Raw genomic sequence first — 14,107 nt, 5'->3', positions numbered from 1 at the left:
GGGGCGGTCGGCTGGCGGCGAGGAGTCGATCACGGACTGTGATCGAGCGATGAACGACTGAAGCGCAGCGCCAGTCATGAATCTGTCTCGGGAGAGCGTACTCGGTGGAGGATCATGTAACGCTCGACTACTCTCAGGTGTGGAGGACGGATCTCACGAGCACTGTCACTCGGCTCTTACTCCGAGTTGCCTGTTGGTTCGACGACAGCGGTTTCGGCGTCCGTTTTGGAGTCAGAATCGGTGTCACCCTCGCTACCGGTCGATCGTGTCTGGGTCGGTCGCTGACGAGTCTGTTGAGCATCGCCCCGCTGGTAGATCCGAAGGCGGGCATCGCGGACCTCGAAGGCGGATTTGAGCGTCGGTGGAATCGTCTCTGCCTTCCCGATCACCAGATAGCCGCCCGGCGTGAGCGATCGGGCGATCGTCTCCAACATCGGCCGTTTGTAGGCGTTGTCGATGTAGATAAACAGGTTTCGGCAGACGACGAGTTCGAATCCGGATTTGGGAGCGTCGTTGATTAGGTCGTGTCGTTCGAACGAGACGGAGCGGCGAATCGTTTCGTTGACTCGGTAGGTGCGGTCGCGTTGCTGGATGTACTGATCGTAGGACCCGTAGTCGTCGAGAAACGACAGTTGGTCGCCCAGATCGACGGTGCGTGGTTCCTCGTAGATGCCCGTCCGAGCCGTCTCCAGTGCGGGGACACTGATATCCGTTCCGAGAATCTCGACCCGCTCGGCGTCGATCGACGGATCGGCGTGTGCGAGCAGCGATAGCGAGTACGGTTCGCGTCCATCTGCACAGGCAGCACTCCAGATTCGGATCGGCTCGTCGTCTCCCACGGCGCTGTAGTGGCGAAGGATCTTTCGGATTCCGTCCCAGACCTCGGGATTCCTGAAAAAGCCGGTTACGTTGATGCTAAACGCCCCCAGCAGCGCCTCCCGTTCGTCCGGGTCGGAGCGCAGTGTCTCGAGGTACTCGAGATACGTGTCGCTGCGCGTTCGGCGCATCCGTGAAGCGACCCGTCGGTCGAGATAGCTATCGTTGTAGTGACTCGTCGCAAACGCGAGTTCGTCCTCGACGTAGCCGATCAGGTCGGCGAATTGCTCGGGATCACCACGGACGTCACTGGGGTTGACGGCGGTCTCACCGCTCATAGTTCCGTCACACCGTGATCGCCGTTCTCGTCGGAGCTTTTCACGAGCAGGGTTCCCGTTTCAGGAGTGAACTCGACGGTTCGGCCGCGATCGCCGCCGAGATCCGATGCGACGAGTGGGACGCCTAACTTCTCGAGTTCAGCTTTGGCGGCGTCGATGTTGCGTTTCCCGACGCCGTCACCGAAGCTATCGAACTCGAACATGTCGCTACCGCCGGCGAGTTTCGCCTCGACGGTGGTGTAGCTTGCACCGCGTTCGACCATGCGTCGAAGAAGGGCCCGGATAGCGGTATCTGCGTACTTGCCGGGTTTGCGGTCGCTGTTTTCGGCCTCATCGCCGTCGGGTAACATGGTGTGGGCGAGACCGCCGATCTCCGTTTCCGGGTCGTACAGTGCGATCGCCACGCACGACCCGAGCCCGTAGGATTTGAGTGTATCGTCGCCGTCGCTGACGGTCAGTTCGGAGATTCCGACCTGCACCGACGTCGGCGCGCCCGGTTCTGTGCCGTAGGTCTTCATGTGTCGGTATCTGCCCCAGTACCAGCGCCGCCGTCAGTGCCGGTACCGGTAACGTTCTGGAATTCGGCCGTCGTCGGTTCCTCTTCGATCCGATCCACGTCGAGATCGTTTAGCGCCCGTTCGAGGTCAGACTCGTCCGGGATCGCATAGACTTCACAGTCGAACTCGCGTCCGGCGGCCACGATAACGGTATCGAAGACGAACGCAAACTCCTGGTCCTCGCCGAGTTGGATCACGACGGGATCGACGGCCGCAGCCCCGATATCGTGGATGAACTCGGGCGTCGAGTGGTCGATCGTCGTATCGAGCACGTTCGCCCAGCCGTCCAGAAACCCGCTTGCCATGATGTTGCCCAGTTCCTGAATCGCGCTCTGGCCCATCTGGCCGAAACCGTCCGTCTCCGCTGTATCACCAGCACCCGTCGGAACCATGGCGTCGACGATTTCGTTCGCGGATTCCTCGTCGAACAAGAATAAGAGGTAGCCACTGGGCACGCCGTCGAACTCGAAGGCGACGCCGACGAGTCGCTCGTCGGGCACCTGCTCGGGAATCGTCTCCAGAGACACGAAATTGAGGCGGCGAATCTCGACGCTCGTATCGATGCCGGTCAGCGTCGTCGCCGTCTTGGCAACCTCTTCGGCACCGCGTTCGGCCATCCGGTCGAAGCCATCGAGCTTGTCGTACTCGATACCGCCGCTGGTCCGGAGTCGATCGAGCAACGCCGCCATCGACTCGCGCTCGGGAAACAGATAGTGGCTGAACCCGACCTGGGTCTCGACCGTCTCGATCTGACTTTGAAAGAGCAATGCGAGGTCGTCGCCCGCAGGTGCCTTTTCGACCTCGTCGAAGAAGGTATCCGCCGAGCGTCCCTCGACGAACTCCGGCGTCGAGACATCGATAACGGTTTCGAGCACGTCGGCCCAGCCGTCGATGAACCCGTTGTTCATGATGTTTCCAACCTCCGTCGCAGCACTGCGGGTCATCTCGTTGAACTCGTCGAGTTCACCGGCCTCGTCCGACAGATCGGAATCCGTGTCCGTGGCCGACTCTTCGAGTAGGCTCTCGACGATCCGCAGGGCGTTCTCGCGCTCGAAGACGATGACCGAGTAGCCCTCGATCGCCCCGGTGAGTTCGACCCGAACGCCGACTTTCGCTGTCGAATCCTCGAAGTCGCGCCGGATTTCCCGCCCGCGCATGAAGTTGAGTTTCGTCACGCCAGCCCGCGTCTCGACGTCAGTCATGTGTGTCAACCGCCCCGCTGCCAGGCCGGCCCCCTCTCGAGCCATTCGGTAGAACGTCCCGAGTGCGTTGACGTCGAGTTTCATGCGGTTTGAACGTCGATGCCGTTGACCAGTTCGACGAACTCTTCTAGGTCCGGGAACGCGTAGATCTCGGCCTCGATCTGGTAGCTCGGCACCGTCAGGTCCGAGTCGAAGAACAGGGCGAGATCGTCGTTTCCGAGCCCGGCTGTTCGGGTGACGATTTCTTCGCCGGGAGCATACACGAGCTGTGGTGCCGCGGTATCGATCATCCGCCCCATCACGTCGGCCCAGCCGTCGATGAAGCCACTCGCCATCATGTTCCCCATCTCCTCGACGGCGCTTCTGGCCATCTTTCCGGAGACATCGGACATGTCATCGACGACATCGTTGAGCATAATCGCCGTGATCTTCTTTGCGCTCTCCTCCGGGAACAGGATGAGAATATGCCCGTGTGGCGGGTTGAGAAGGCGAACGCGCACCCCGACCCGCTTGCCGGGTTCGAGTTGCGAATCGATGTCGTCGACATCGATAAAGTTCGTCTTCATCACCTCCATCTGGGCGTCCTCCCCCGTCAGTTTGGTCATGTTGTCGGCGACGCCGTTCGTCCCGACCTTTGCCATTTCGTTAATGAAACTCAGTTTCCGAATGTCGACCATCAGCGTCATGAATTCCTCCGTCGATATGCGTCAGTGTCTGCGTCTGCAACCGCAACCGGTTCTCCGTGTCTCGATTTTGATACCGTTCCGTTCATAGTGTCGTCACATCCAGAATATTGACAATTTTCCCGCGGCCACGAACCGTTGCCCCGCTGAGTCCCGGCAGATTTGCCATGAACCCTTCGAAAGGCTTGACAACGACTTCTTGCTGACCGTAAACGGCGTCACAGCGAAGCGCGATCGGTCGCACATTCTCGCGGATCCGAACGACCATCCCGCGTGCCGGACTTCGCGGTCCCGGCCTATCGTCTCGGCTGCCCGTCGCAGCCAGCCCGGACCGTGTTCCGGTCGTGGCTGTGTCAGGCGCGCTGCCTGCACTCGTCTCGGTGCTGGCACTGGTGTCCGTTTCCGAGCCGGCTGCCGACTCGTCGATCACACCGAGTTCTTCGCCGAGTCGAATCACCGGCGTTCCCCGTTCTTGCGTACGCTCGTCGGTATCGTCATCGTCGGTGGCTGTCGCATCAGTATCATCATTGCTACCAACATCATCTCCGTCGGCCTCTACAGCCCCGTCCCCAGCCCCGGATTCGACCTCGACACCACGGTCCGACTCACTACTTCCAGCACTATCCAGCAAGACCGCCTCACCATCGACTTCCTCGACCAACTCGACCGGAACGATATCCGAAACCGCCTTCGTCGGAATGCCGAACTCTTCGCCGCCGCTTTCGACGAATAGCACGTCGTCGATCGCGATCGACACGGGAACCGACATCGTCACGGTCGTTCCCTCACTCGGGTCGGTCTCGATCGAAACGGACCCATCGAGATCTTCAATCGTCCGCTTAACGACGTCCATGCCGACGCCGCGGCCACTGACATCCGTGACCTCCTCGGTCGTCGAGAAGCCAGGATGGAAGACGAGATCTGCGACCGACTCGTCGTCCAGTTCCGCGGCGTCATCCGCAGAGAGGACGCCTTCTTCGATCGCTTCGGAGCGAAGTCGTTCGGGATCGAGACCACTGCCGTCGTCCGACACCGTGATCACCACTCGATCCCGCGAGCGAGACGCCGAAACCTCGACGGTCCCCTCTTCCGGCTTGTCAGCGGCGTCCCGTTCTTCGGGGGATTCGATCCCGTGATCCACCGCGTTTCGGACGAGATGGATCAACGGATCTCGAAGCCGGTCGAGAATGCTCCGGTCGAGTTCAACGTCCTCGCCGCTCATCTCGAAGGCGACGGTCTTGCCCTGATCGCGGGCGATATCGCGCACGACGCGCGGCAGTCGGTTCGCGACCGTCCGCAGCGGAACGAGTCGAACGTCCATCACCGTCTCCTGAAGATCCGTCGTCAGGTCCTCGAGATCGTCGAGTTCGTCGGTTATCGCACCGGCGTCGGCGACGGACTGGCCGAACTGGCCGGATTCGACCTCGTGGCGGAGTCTGACGCGACTCGTCACCAGTCCCTCGACGAGCGTGAGCAGTTCGTCGATCTGCTCGACATCGACCCGGACGGACTGGATTTCGTCGGTCTCCCGGTCCGTGTCCGGCCGCTCGACCGTTTCGGGGACGGTGATCTCGGGGATCTCGAGGTTCGGTTCGTCGATGCGTGGCGAATCCGTCGCGGAGGATTCTCCGCTGGATACAGCACCACCGTCCGAACCGTCTGCGCTCGATTCGGGAGTCGTCTCGAACCCGGAATCGGTCCCGACAGCGGCGGCTGAATCGAAGTCGGATTCGAACGTCTGTGGCTCGCTCTCGAGTGACTCGTCGAGGTCCGCGAACGCGTCGTCGTCGAAGCCATCGAATCCGTCCAGGTCGTCCGTTGCGGAGTCACTCCCGAGTGCCGATTCGGCTGGCGTTTCTGTTCTCGAAGTCGACGAATGGTCGTCGACTTCTGTATCGAGGCCACTCGTGAACGCCTCGGCATCGGCGGCGTCCGCTCGGTCGATATCGTCGAACGCGACGTCATCGTCGGTGACTGCTGGGTCGAAGTCCGTCTCGACTTCGCTGAACTCGTCGTCTCCACCGGCCTCCTCGTCACTGCCGCTCTCGATATCGGTGGTGTCGGAGTCGGCGTCCGCGGGTTCGAACTCGGGAGTCGTCGATCCCGACTGCGAATCAAACCCGGACGCCTCGGCAACTGGTTCCGACTCGTCGAACGCTGAGGCATCGCTATCCTCGGCGTCGAAACCAGTTGTAGCGGTTGTGTCGGCCGTATCGTCTGCCTCGGTCGCCGCTGTTTCAACTCCCGACTCGATCCGCTCGTCCTCCTCGCTTGCCACAGTCTCATCGGTTGAGTCATCGGTCGGCGTCGACACCGTCGAGTCAGACTCGAGTTCACCGCCACGATCGGCCTCACTGAACTCTCCAGTATCGCCCTCAGCGTTCGACTCGATACCAGCGTCCGATTTCTGGGTACGATCCGCTGATTCGGCATCGACCGCGGACGCATTGTCAGCGTCGACACCGGGATCGTCAGTGGCGGGTGATGCCGCCTCATCTGGCTCGACCGTCTCGTCCGCCTCGTCCGTCTCGTCGAACCACGCCGCAGTCTCACTATCGTCGATCGACGATCCATTGAGCGGATCGGTGTCGGTCTCGGCCGTCGTCTCCGATTCCGTCGCTGACTCCTGCGTCGTGGCCGCTGTAGACTCGGCATCCGACTCGAACTCGAACGCGGATGCTGTTTCGGGTGCGGTGTCGTCCGCACCATCCGTCTCGACGGACGTTTCTGAATCGAACTCGAACGTATCGTCAGCAACCGATTCGGCCGCCTCCTCGGGAGATTCGGTCGACTCGGCCGATTCGGCCAGTCCGTCCGCAGCGTCGGTCTCGGGGTCAGATTCAGCATCACATTCGGACGCAGACCCGGATGTGGCTGCGGATCCAGATGCAGATGCGGACTCGGCAACCCCACCAGCATCAGTCTCGCGTTCCTGCGCATCGGCTGGCTCGTCTGTACCAGCAGACTCCTCACCGACAGCATCGGACGCCAGCGTCTCACCACCGTCATCGTCCGCAGATACCGACGCGTCGTCGGCGACCACCAACTCATCGAGTTCAGCATCGGACACGGACTCGACTTCGTCCGCGTTCAGGGAGTCACCGGCGAGGAAGGGCTCATCCGCGTCGGCCGCATCACCGAGGAGTTCGTCCATGCCGACCTCGTCCTCCTGGTCGAACTCGTCGAACTCGAGTTCGGCGAGTTCCTCCTGGAGTTCGTCGAAGCCGACGGTGTCGACCTCGTCTTTGAGTTCTGCGAAGACGGCCTCCGCGTCGTCGACGTCGTCGCTTTCGTCGGGGGCAGCCGTCGCCGAGGCCTGCTCCGTCTCGGTCGCCGTCGTCGAATCGTCAGCGGTGTCGGAGGCGTCGGTTTCGGTGCTCCCGTTGGCTGGCTCTGGGTCTGCGCCCGTACTTACGCCCGCATCTGCCGTTGCAGATGGCTCCGATGGTGCCGGACTCCCGAGGTCGAGATCGTCGACATCCGCGTCGGCGTCTGCAAGCAAATCGTCGAACGCGCCCGCATCGCCCATGTCGTCGAAGACGTCGAGGTCGCTATCGTCGACTTCCTCGACTTTCTCGTCTAAGTCGTCGAACTCGGTGAACTCGTCGAGAAGGTCGTCGACTTCGAGTTCCTGTGCCTCGTCGGCGCTGAGTTGGCTGCCGGGTTCGGCGGTCGTTGTGTCGGCTGTCTCCTCTCTGTCGGCGACGAGATCCTCGAACTGCGTCGTTACGTCGACGAGTTCGAAGTCGGCGACTTCGCCGACGGGATCGAGTCCGGAGGCGATCGCGCCCTTGCCGACTGCACTGCCGAAGACGGCGTCGAAGGTCGTGCCGTAAGCGCCGTCCGCGATGGTCGATCGATCGGGATCGGTCCCGATCAGATCGAACGCGTCGATTAGCGCTTCGACGACCAGAATGCCGTTGTCGATCTCTTCGTGATCATCTTTCGCTCCATCGTCAGCCACCTCGATTCGCGCGAGGTAGGCGCTGTGGTTGTCGTCCGCCGGGGGCTCGAAGTGTGAGAGAATGCGCTCGATTTCAGCCGTCGAGGGTGAGGAAAGACCGTCCGTTTCCGCGGTTGGTTCGAGTTGTGCCCGGAGGGAGTCGATCGTCGCCGAGGGATCGGTTTCGATCTCGCCCTCGAGGGCGACCTCCTCGACCATCCGTTCGAGTTCGTCGACGGCGTCGAAGATGGCGTCCATCAGTTCCGGCGAGACCGTCAGCCGGTTCCGGCGAACGGCATCGAGAACGTCCTCGATTGCGTGTGCGAGGTTACTTGCGGATTCGAGCCCCGCAGCGCCGCAGTTGCCCTTGAGCGTGTGCGCGATCCGGAAGATCTTGTCCATCGCTGCTTCGTCGTCCGGATTGCGCTCTAAGGTCAGCAACGCGTTGTTCAGTTCGGTAATACGGTCTTCGCTCTCGCGAACGAAATCGCTCCAGTAGTCAGTCATCGGTCTCACCCTCGCCGCCGTTGCCGGCGTCAGCGGCCGTAAACGTCTCCAGGATCGTCGGTACGACTTCCGTGTCGGGAACGACCGTATCGACGCATCCCGTTTCGATCGCCTGACAGGGGATCCCAAAGACCGGGCTCGTCGCCTCGTTCTGGGCGATGGTGTAGCCACCAGCGCCCTGGATCGCTTCGATTCCGGCCGCTCCGTCGCTTCCCATTCCCGTTAGCACGACGCCACAGAGCGGCCCCGTGACCTGCTCGGCGGCGGTCTCCATCGACACGTCGATCGCCGGCCGCAGTCCGTGGCGACGCTCGCCATCGTCGAGTGCGACCCGAAGCGACTGCGAGTGTGTTTGGCCCGCGCCCGAAGTTTCGGGGCCGGGGTCGAGGTCGAGGTCGTGAGCGGGATCGGGTCCCAATTCACGCTCGCTATCCACCACCTGCAGATGGTAGCCACCCGCGGCGACAACCGCCTCGCCGGGTCCGATCCGTGCACCGTCCGTCGCCTCGCGGACCGCGTACTCGCTGTGCGCGTCGAGTCGCGCCGCGAACCGGTCGGTGAACTCGGGCGGCATGTGCTGGACGACGACGACCGTCGCCTCGAGCGCGAGCGGCAACCGAGCGAACAGTCGTTCGACGATCTTCGGGCCGCCGGTCGAGGCACCGATAACGATAACCGGCGCATCGGTCGCGCTGAACTCGTCCGTGTCGGCTCGAGCGCGGTCAGTCACCGGCGTTGCGGTCGCCGGCGGTGACGGCGTCTCGGGGCCTGCCGGAGACGAGTTCACCGACGAGGTTGCCGAGCTGACGCTCGTGCTCGCGGTTGTCCCCGCCGGCGTCGCGGATCGGGACGGCGCGTCGGCGACGTGCGTCGATGTCGCGTGTGCACTCGCCGCAGCACGGGCGAGTGCGAGTGACGACACGTCGGCGGCCGCGAGTTCGTCGACCTTCGCGACGACATCATCGGCGAGGTGGCCGATGTTTCGCGATCCCGAGCCGTCGGGCTTGTGCAGGAAGTCGATCGCCCCGCGTTCGAGAGCGTCGAGCGTCGCGTCGGTGCCCTCGCTGGTGTAGGCGCTGAGCATGAGAATCAGCGTCGGATTATCGGCCATGATTCGTTCCACGGCCTCGATACCGCCCAGCTCGGGCATTTCGACGTCCATCGTCACGACGGCCGGATCGAACGACGTGACGGTTTCGACCGCTTCGACACCGTTCGTCGCCGTTTCGACCTCGTAGCCGGCCTCGGTGAGCGCGTTGCCGATGACTGTTCGCATGAATCTCGAGTCGTCGACAACGAGTACCCGCGTCATGCCGCAATAACGTCTGTCAGCGCCTTCCTGACGCTTGGCTCCTCGAACGGTTTCGTGACGTAGCCGTCAGCGCCGGCCTTGACGGCGAGTTTCATCTTCTCTCGCTGCCCGACACTCGTACACATGATGCGCGAGCGTCGGGATCGATCTTCTTGATCGCCGCCGTCGCCTTGATCCCGTTGCACTTGGGCATCACGATGTCCATCATCACGATGTCGGGATCGTGTTCTTTGTACAGCTTGACCGCTTCAGCACCGTTTGACGCCTCCCCGATGATGCGGTGATCCTGTTCCAGGATCTGTCGCAGTAAATTCCGCATAAAATGTGAGTCGTCTACGATGAGCACCCCTGTCGACATTCACTAGTACACCACAGTCCGGTAGCGATACAACTACCATAAATGCTGTCTCCCGATTATCAGACGTGATAAGTGTCGATACCGATCCGACGCCGCTCTCGGGTCAGGACTCGAGTTCAGCCGACGAGGGCTCGATCGAGCCGGAGGCGAGCAGGAGTTTCTCGACGTCGATGACCGGCGTCACCTCGATGATCGTCCGCGGATCGGCCTCGCGTTCGTCTTCGGCGCGATCCGCGCTGGCGGCCGTCGGTGATTCCAGCGCAGAGTCGACGGCGGCGTCACCCTCGGCGCTGAACTCGTCGGCGGATTCGATGACGGCTGCATTGCTCGCTCCCACGCTGTCCGCGTTGGCTGCTGTCGGTCCCGAACCCCGCGTTCGGTCGCCGCGTCGTTCCGGTCGTTCTTTCGTGACGAGTTTGCTGACGAGCGGGTGTTCGAGCGCGTCACCGGAGAGGTCGCTGTCGTCGATGGTGGTCAAGTCGAAGACGTTACTTTCGGGGACGGCATCGACGCCGTAGACCTGCTCGACGCGAATCGCAGCGGACTGGTCGTCCGAGCCGCGGTCGAAGACGAGGAGTTGTTCCCGCTCGGCGGTGAGCGCGGCCGTTTCGGACGGCGAGTGGGGCGCGTTTTGCTCTTCGATGGCATCGGAAGCCGCTTTCGAGGCCGAGGCGTCCGCTGTTTTCGGCGGGAAGTGCACGGTGGGGTCGATTACGGCCGTGATCTCGCCCCGAAGATCCGTGATGCCCGCGATCGCCTCGGGGGTACGCGGGACGCTTGTCAGGTCGTCCGGCCGGTCGGTCGTCGTCCGCACGTCGGCGACGGGAACGGCGAGCCGGTAGCCACCGACCCCGAACCCGACGACCCGAACACGGTCTTCTTCTTCCTCCTGATCGATCGTCGACTGGCGTGAACGGGCGTCTGCATCGTCGATGTCGATTCCAAGCAGTTTCTCGGGCAGATCCGGGGCCATGTTCCTGTTGGTGTATTCCAGTCCAGTGGTAAAACGTTGACTCCTGTGGATGTCAGCTTTGCTGACTTGCTGACCCGCCTCGGGTCACCGATACTTCACCCCGCCATCGACTGTGACTCGCCGTCGCCGTCGCCGGTCCTTCTTTCGAACTGCACAAAGTACTTGGCACCACCCTCGAAGGTCACACATCACTATGACGTCGGCTGCAGACGACCCCACGGTCGACACAGCGTCCTCCAGCGATTCCGACCAACTCCGCGTTCTCACCTTCGCCCTCGGCGACACCCGCTACTGCGTCCGCGCCGACGCCGTTGCCTCCGTTCTCAGTATCGCGGATACCGACGGCCTTGACGCAACCGCCGATCCGTGGAACGCCGGCAGCGTCGCCGTTTCCGGTGAACGAGTTCGCGTCGTCGATCTCCACCGCATCTTCGAATCGACACATCGCCCCGTCTCCGAACTCCCGGAGCCGCTTCTTCTCGTGTTCACCGACACCGACGCCGACGGGCGACACTACGGCTGGCTCGTCGACGATGTGGACGTCACGAAAACCGTCCCTCGCACTGAACTCGAACCGACGCGAACGAGTACCCGATTCGTTACCGGCCGGATCGAGTTCAGCGCGGACGGGGACGACGATGGAACAGAGGTCGTCCTGCTCGACGAGGAAGCGATTCACGGCTAACTCGAACCGGTCTCTCGAATAGCGAACCGCGTGTAGCTTCGCCGCGTGTGACCGTTACCGGAGTCCTGGCGGCGGGCCGTCGTTGTCGTCGTCTTCGAGTTCGACATCGAGTCCTAACTCCTCGCGCTCCCGTTGGAGTTGCTTGACCTGCCGGTAGTAGTAGGCGATCCCGATGGAGCCGATCACGACGACCAGGCCGACGAGCCCGAGGAACAGCGGGATATTGCCCGTCTGATAGTAGCGAAGCGAGATCGTACCGTCGAGTTGGTCCCAGGTGAGTCGCTCTCGGTCGTCGACGACCTCTCGATCGTAGCCGCCCGGTCTGGCGTTTCCGAGGAGGAAGTTCGACGTGCGGTGGCCCTCCGGCACGGTAACCTCGTAGGATCCCGAAACGTACGCGGGCAACTGGAACGTGTTACTCCCGGCCTGCCCCGACAGCGCAAGCGTTCCGTTGCCGTCCGGTACCTGGACAGTAGTACTGGACTGACCCTGGTCGATTTCGAGTTCGGATCCCGTCACCTCGGTGCCGTTCGGATACCAGTAGCGGACGCTGTGGATGTCGAGCGGTTCCTCCTGGTAGAACGACGATCGGTACAGCGAGAGTTCGTCGGTGTCGTTTAGATCGTAGACGGCGCGGAACTCGCCGTTGCTGATGAGGTTGCCGCCTTCGATGTCGATGGTCACGTCGGAATCGGCGTCGCGGAGATCGTCGTAGGACTGGTTGCGGTCGAGTTCGTCGTCGGAGATGCCGCCACCGAAGGCCGAACACCCGGCCAGGCCGACGAGGAGGACGACTGCGACCGAGGCGAGAACGAGCCGGCGGTTCATGTTAGGGGACGACGCATCGCAGTTCGGCCGGGAGGTACTCACCGATGCTCGCGAGCAACCCGGGCGGGTCCGTGTTCTCGGTGCAGATGACGCTCTGTTCGAGGAGCCCGAGCCGTTCGATCGTGACGTAGTCGTGGGCGTGGCCCGCGCGGTTGAGCGTGGCGCGAACCTCCGCGCGGGTCGCGCTGTTGACGTTGAGCCGACCGTCCCCGCGGCTCCATTCATAGAGGCGGTCGCGTTCGTCGTCTGCGAGCCGCGAGGTGGTTTCGGTTCCGGCCTCAGGCTCGCCACCACCGCCGCTACCGCCGTAGACGAACCGCATCGGCATGTGTTGAACCAGCCCGTACCGATCGCGGATCTGCGTCGGCGAGCCGGGGCCCAGCCCGAGTTCGGCCGCCGGAATCCGGACCGGCTGGCCGGCATCGAGGACGAGTCCGTCCTCGTCCCAGGATTCGAGCGTGCCGGCGTAGGTCTCGCCGGCCTCGAGATCGGGGACGATTTCGCCGAACTCCTCGCGGAGCACGTTTCGCGCGACGGTCGCGTCGTCGCCCTCGATGGTCACCGAGGGAAAGTCGTCGTGGCGCACCCCGAGTTCGAACTCGACTTCGAGGTCGCCGATTTCGTTCCCGACCAGCGACCGCAGCGAATCGAGTGCACGTTCGCGGGCGTCGCCCTCGACGTACAGTTTGGTTGCGAGTACGACCATTACTATCGATCAGGCGTCCACATCCACGTCGGTATCGATATTGAGTTCGTCCTCCAGCGCCGTGAGGCGGTCTTCCATCGCCGTCACGAGCCGGTCGTTGTCCATCGATTCGAGCGGCGAGCCACACTCGGGACACTCGAAGCCGAAGTCCATGGCCTCGCCGAACTCGAATCGGATCGAGCAGATTTCACAGAGGTAGAACTCGTGGTTGCGTTCGTACTCCTGGCGCTGTTCTAAGGCCTCGTGGAGTCGATACATCTCCGATTCGAGGTTTTCGGGGATGTTGTCGTACTCGAAGGTCCACAGGTAGGTGAGCCAGCCCGAGTCCTCGTCGCGCAGCCGGCGGTAGCTGGCGAGATCGTTCTCGTACAGGATAAACAGCGCACGCCGCACGTCGTTCAACTCGAGATCTAGATCCTCTGCAAGCTCCTCGTCGGTCACTTCCCCGTCCGGCGGTGCCGCCGCGACGGGCATCCCCTTGGGACCGACCAGCTCGTGCAAGTACTTCTGGATGACTGGATCCTCGAGCAGGTCCTCAAAAGCCATTACCTATCCGTAACGCCATGTGGCAATTAAGTCTTTTGAGCGACGACGCCTGAATTCGGTGGCGGTATCGATCCCAGCGCGTCGCCGGCTTAGAGCAGGCTGTCGTCTTGCTCGCTCTGAGTCTCGGATTCCCCGCTTCGGTCGTTCTGTGCGCGCTCTTGGCCGGTGTCTGGATCCTGGTCCCGGCTACGATCGGAGTTCTGTTCTTCCTGTGGGGTGGCTTCCTTCCAGCCGAGCGTGACCGTGATCTCCTCGCGCTCCCCACCGAGCATCGGCGAGCGCTCTTCGACCTCGATTGCGTATTCGATCGGGTCTCCCGGTGAGAGCGCCAGGCGTTTGTTTCCGACCTGGATGTCTGCAGCGCCGTCGTCCTCGAGTTCAGCGGCGATGGCTCGCAGTCGGTCGGCGGCCGCTTCCCGTGACATTTCGTCTTCGTACGTCGTCGTGTCGCCCATAGGGTACGTACCACCGAACGGACACAAATAGGTTGGCTGGGAAGAAGCAGGCTCGGGCCGCGTCGACGAGGGGTGTACCGAAGTGACTGGCGCTTTGGGGGGTCGACGAGCCCGTTGATAGGCGATGTCGGAGCGAGATTTGTTACGAACGCAATCCGGCCACAACGATTAGCGCGCACAAGTATGATTACCTAGCGG

General features: G+C 62.5%; 12 protein-coding genes and 1 pseudogene. 1 reads left to right on the top strand and 12 read right to left on the bottom strand.

Annotated features, from left to right (window positions below; translation table 11 throughout):
• Nucleotides 1-176: 176 nt before the first annotated feature.
• From C481_RS12425 to C481_RS12390, 8 genes and pseudogenes are all read right to left on the bottom strand, one after another.
• Nucleotides 177-1,154, bottom strand: coding sequence for a CheR family methyltransferase (locus C481_RS12425; protein ID WP_006109572.1), 978 nt, complete (start codon nucleotides 1,152-1,154; stop codon nucleotides 177-179).
• Entirely contained in the window at nucleotides 1,151-1,672 is a 522-nt protein-coding gene (locus tag C481_RS12420) for a chemotaxis protein CheD (protein ID WP_006109571.1), read from the bottom strand. The genes C481_RS12425 and C481_RS12420 overlap by 4 nt, the downstream gene beginning before the upstream one ends.
• Nucleotides 1,669-2,997 (bottom strand): chemotaxis protein CheC, encoded by a 1,329-nt coding sequence (locus C481_RS12415; RefSeq protein ID WP_006109570.1) that lies wholly within the window; start codon nucleotides 2,995-2,997, stop codon nucleotides 1,669-1,671. The genes C481_RS12420 and C481_RS12415 overlap by 4 nt, the downstream gene beginning before the upstream one ends.
• A complete protein-coding gene (locus C481_RS12410; protein ID WP_006109569.1) occupies nucleotides 2,994-3,599 on the bottom strand; it encodes a chemotaxis protein CheC in 606 nt (201 codons plus the stop codon). Before C481_RS12410 ends, C481_RS12415 begins: the two co-directional genes overlap by 4 nt.
• Before the next feature lie 82 nt (nucleotides 3,600-3,681).
• Nucleotides 3,682-8,046: an ATP-binding protein gene (locus tag C481_RS12405; RefSeq protein WP_006109568.1), complete on the bottom strand. Its 4,365-nt coding sequence runs from the start codon at nucleotides 8,044-8,046 to the stop codon at nucleotides 3,682-3,684.
• Nucleotides 8,039-9,358, bottom strand: a complete 1,320-nt coding sequence (locus tag C481_RS12400) for a chemotaxis protein CheB (RefSeq protein ID WP_006109567.1) — start codon at nucleotides 9,356-9,358, stop codon at nucleotides 8,039-8,041. The genes C481_RS12405 and C481_RS12400 overlap by 8 nt, the downstream gene beginning before the upstream one ends.
• Nucleotides 9,355-9,716, bottom strand: a pseudogene (gene cheY / locus C481_RS12395) (chemotaxis protein CheY). The gene C481_RS12400 and the pseudogene cheY overlap by 4 nt, the downstream one beginning before the upstream one ends.
• 103 nt (nucleotides 9,717-9,819) lie before the next feature.
• The gene (locus C481_RS12390; RefSeq protein WP_006109566.1) at nucleotides 9,820-10,689 is read right to left on the bottom strand and encodes a chemotaxis protein CheW; all 870 of its coding nucleotides are present in this window, start codon (nucleotides 10,687-10,689) and stop codon (nucleotides 9,820-9,822) included.
• A 193-nt stretch (nucleotides 10,690-10,882) separates the two neighbouring features.
• Here C481_RS12390 and C481_RS12385 point away from each other — a divergent pair, with 193 nt between their 5' ends.
• Nucleotides 10,883-11,374 carry a chemotaxis protein CheW gene (locus C481_RS12385; protein WP_006109565.1) on the top strand — a complete coding sequence of 164 codons (492 nt, stop codon included), beginning with the start codon at nucleotides 10,883-10,885 and terminating at the stop codon, nucleotides 11,372-11,374.
• A gap of 54 nt (nucleotides 11,375-11,428) precedes the next feature.
• Here the strand turns inward: C481_RS12385 and C481_RS12380 are convergent, their stop codons facing one another.
• The 4 genes from C481_RS12380 to C481_RS12365 form a co-directional block, all read right to left on the bottom strand.
• Complete coding sequence (locus C481_RS12380) at nucleotides 11,429-12,202, bottom strand: DUF5803 family protein (RefSeq protein ID WP_006109564.1); 774 nt, start codon at nucleotides 12,200-12,202, stop codon at nucleotides 11,429-11,431.
• Nucleotide 12,203: 1 nt separating this feature from the next.
• Nucleotides 12,204-12,908 carry a DUF2110 family protein gene (locus tag C481_RS12375; RefSeq protein ID WP_006109563.1) on the bottom strand — a complete coding sequence of 235 codons (705 nt, stop codon included), beginning with the start codon at nucleotides 12,906-12,908 and terminating at the stop codon, nucleotides 12,204-12,206.
• A gap of 9 nt (nucleotides 12,909-12,917) precedes the next feature.
• Nucleotides 12,918-13,454 (bottom strand): transcription factor E, encoded by a 537-nt coding sequence (gene tfe, locus C481_RS12370; RefSeq protein WP_006109562.1) that lies wholly within the window; start codon nucleotides 13,452-13,454, stop codon nucleotides 12,918-12,920.
• Between the two features lie 89 nt (nucleotides 13,455-13,543).
• Nucleotides 13,544-13,909 carry an amphi-Trp domain-containing protein gene (locus tag C481_RS12365; protein ID WP_006109561.1) on the bottom strand — a complete coding sequence of 122 codons (366 nt, stop codon included), beginning with the start codon at nucleotides 13,907-13,909 and terminating at the stop codon, nucleotides 13,544-13,546.
• Nucleotides 13,910-14,107: the final 198 nt, after the last annotated feature.

It is taken from the genome of Natrialba asiatica DSM 12278, assembly GCF_000337555.1.
GTDB classification, from domain to species: domain Archaea; phylum Halobacteriota; class Halobacteria; order Halobacteriales; family Natrialbaceae; genus Natrialba; species Natrialba asiatica.
The sequence above is the reverse complement of the archived record's forward strand: the minus strand, read 5'-3'. Positions and strand labels throughout refer to the sequence as shown.

Excerpts from the sequence above, each read along its gene's own strand:
- C481_RS12415 (WP_006109570.1), bottom strand. The coding sequence starts at position 2,997 with ATGAAACTCGACGTCAACGCACTCGGGACGTTCTACCGAATGGCTCGA.
- C481_RS12420 (WP_006109571.1), bottom strand. The coding sequence starts at position 1,672 with ATGAAGACCTACGGCACAGAACCGGGCGCGCCGACGTCGGTGCAGGTC.
- C481_RS12380 (WP_006109564.1), bottom strand. The coding sequence starts at position 12,202 with ATGAACCGCCGGCTCGTTCTCGCCTCGGTCGCAGTCGTCCTCCTCGTC.
- C481_RS12400 (WP_006109567.1), bottom strand. The coding sequence starts at position 9,358 with ATGACGCGGGTACTCGTTGTCGACGACTCGAGATTCATGCGAACAGTC.
- C481_RS12385 (WP_006109565.1), top strand. The coding sequence starts at position 10,883 with ATGACGTCGGCTGCAGACGACCCCACGGTCGACACAGCGTCCTCCAGC.
- tfe (WP_006109562.1), bottom strand. The coding sequence starts at position 13,454 with ATGGCTTTTGAGGACCTGCTCGAGGATCCAGTCATCCAGAAGTACTTG.
- C481_RS12410 (WP_006109569.1), bottom strand. The coding sequence starts at position 3,599 with ATGACGCTGATGGTCGACATTCGGAAACTGAGTTTCATTAACGAAATG.
- C481_RS12405 (WP_006109568.1), bottom strand. The coding sequence starts at position 8,046 with ATGACTGACTACTGGAGCGATTTCGTTCGCGAGAGCGAAGACCGTATT.
- C481_RS12390 (WP_006109566.1), bottom strand. The coding sequence starts at position 10,689 with ATGGCCCCGGATCTGCCCGAGAAACTGCTTGGAATCGACATCGACGAT.
- C481_RS12425 (WP_006109572.1), bottom strand. The coding sequence starts at position 1,154 with ATGAGCGGTGAGACCGCCGTCAACCCCAGTGACGTCCGTGGTGATCCC.
- C481_RS12365 (WP_006109561.1), bottom strand. The coding sequence starts at position 13,909 with ATGGGCGACACGACGACGTACGAAGACGAAATGTCACGGGAAGCGGCC.
- C481_RS12375 (WP_006109563.1), bottom strand. The coding sequence starts at position 12,908 with ATGGTCGTACTCGCAACCAAACTGTACGTCGAGGGCGACGCCCGCGAA.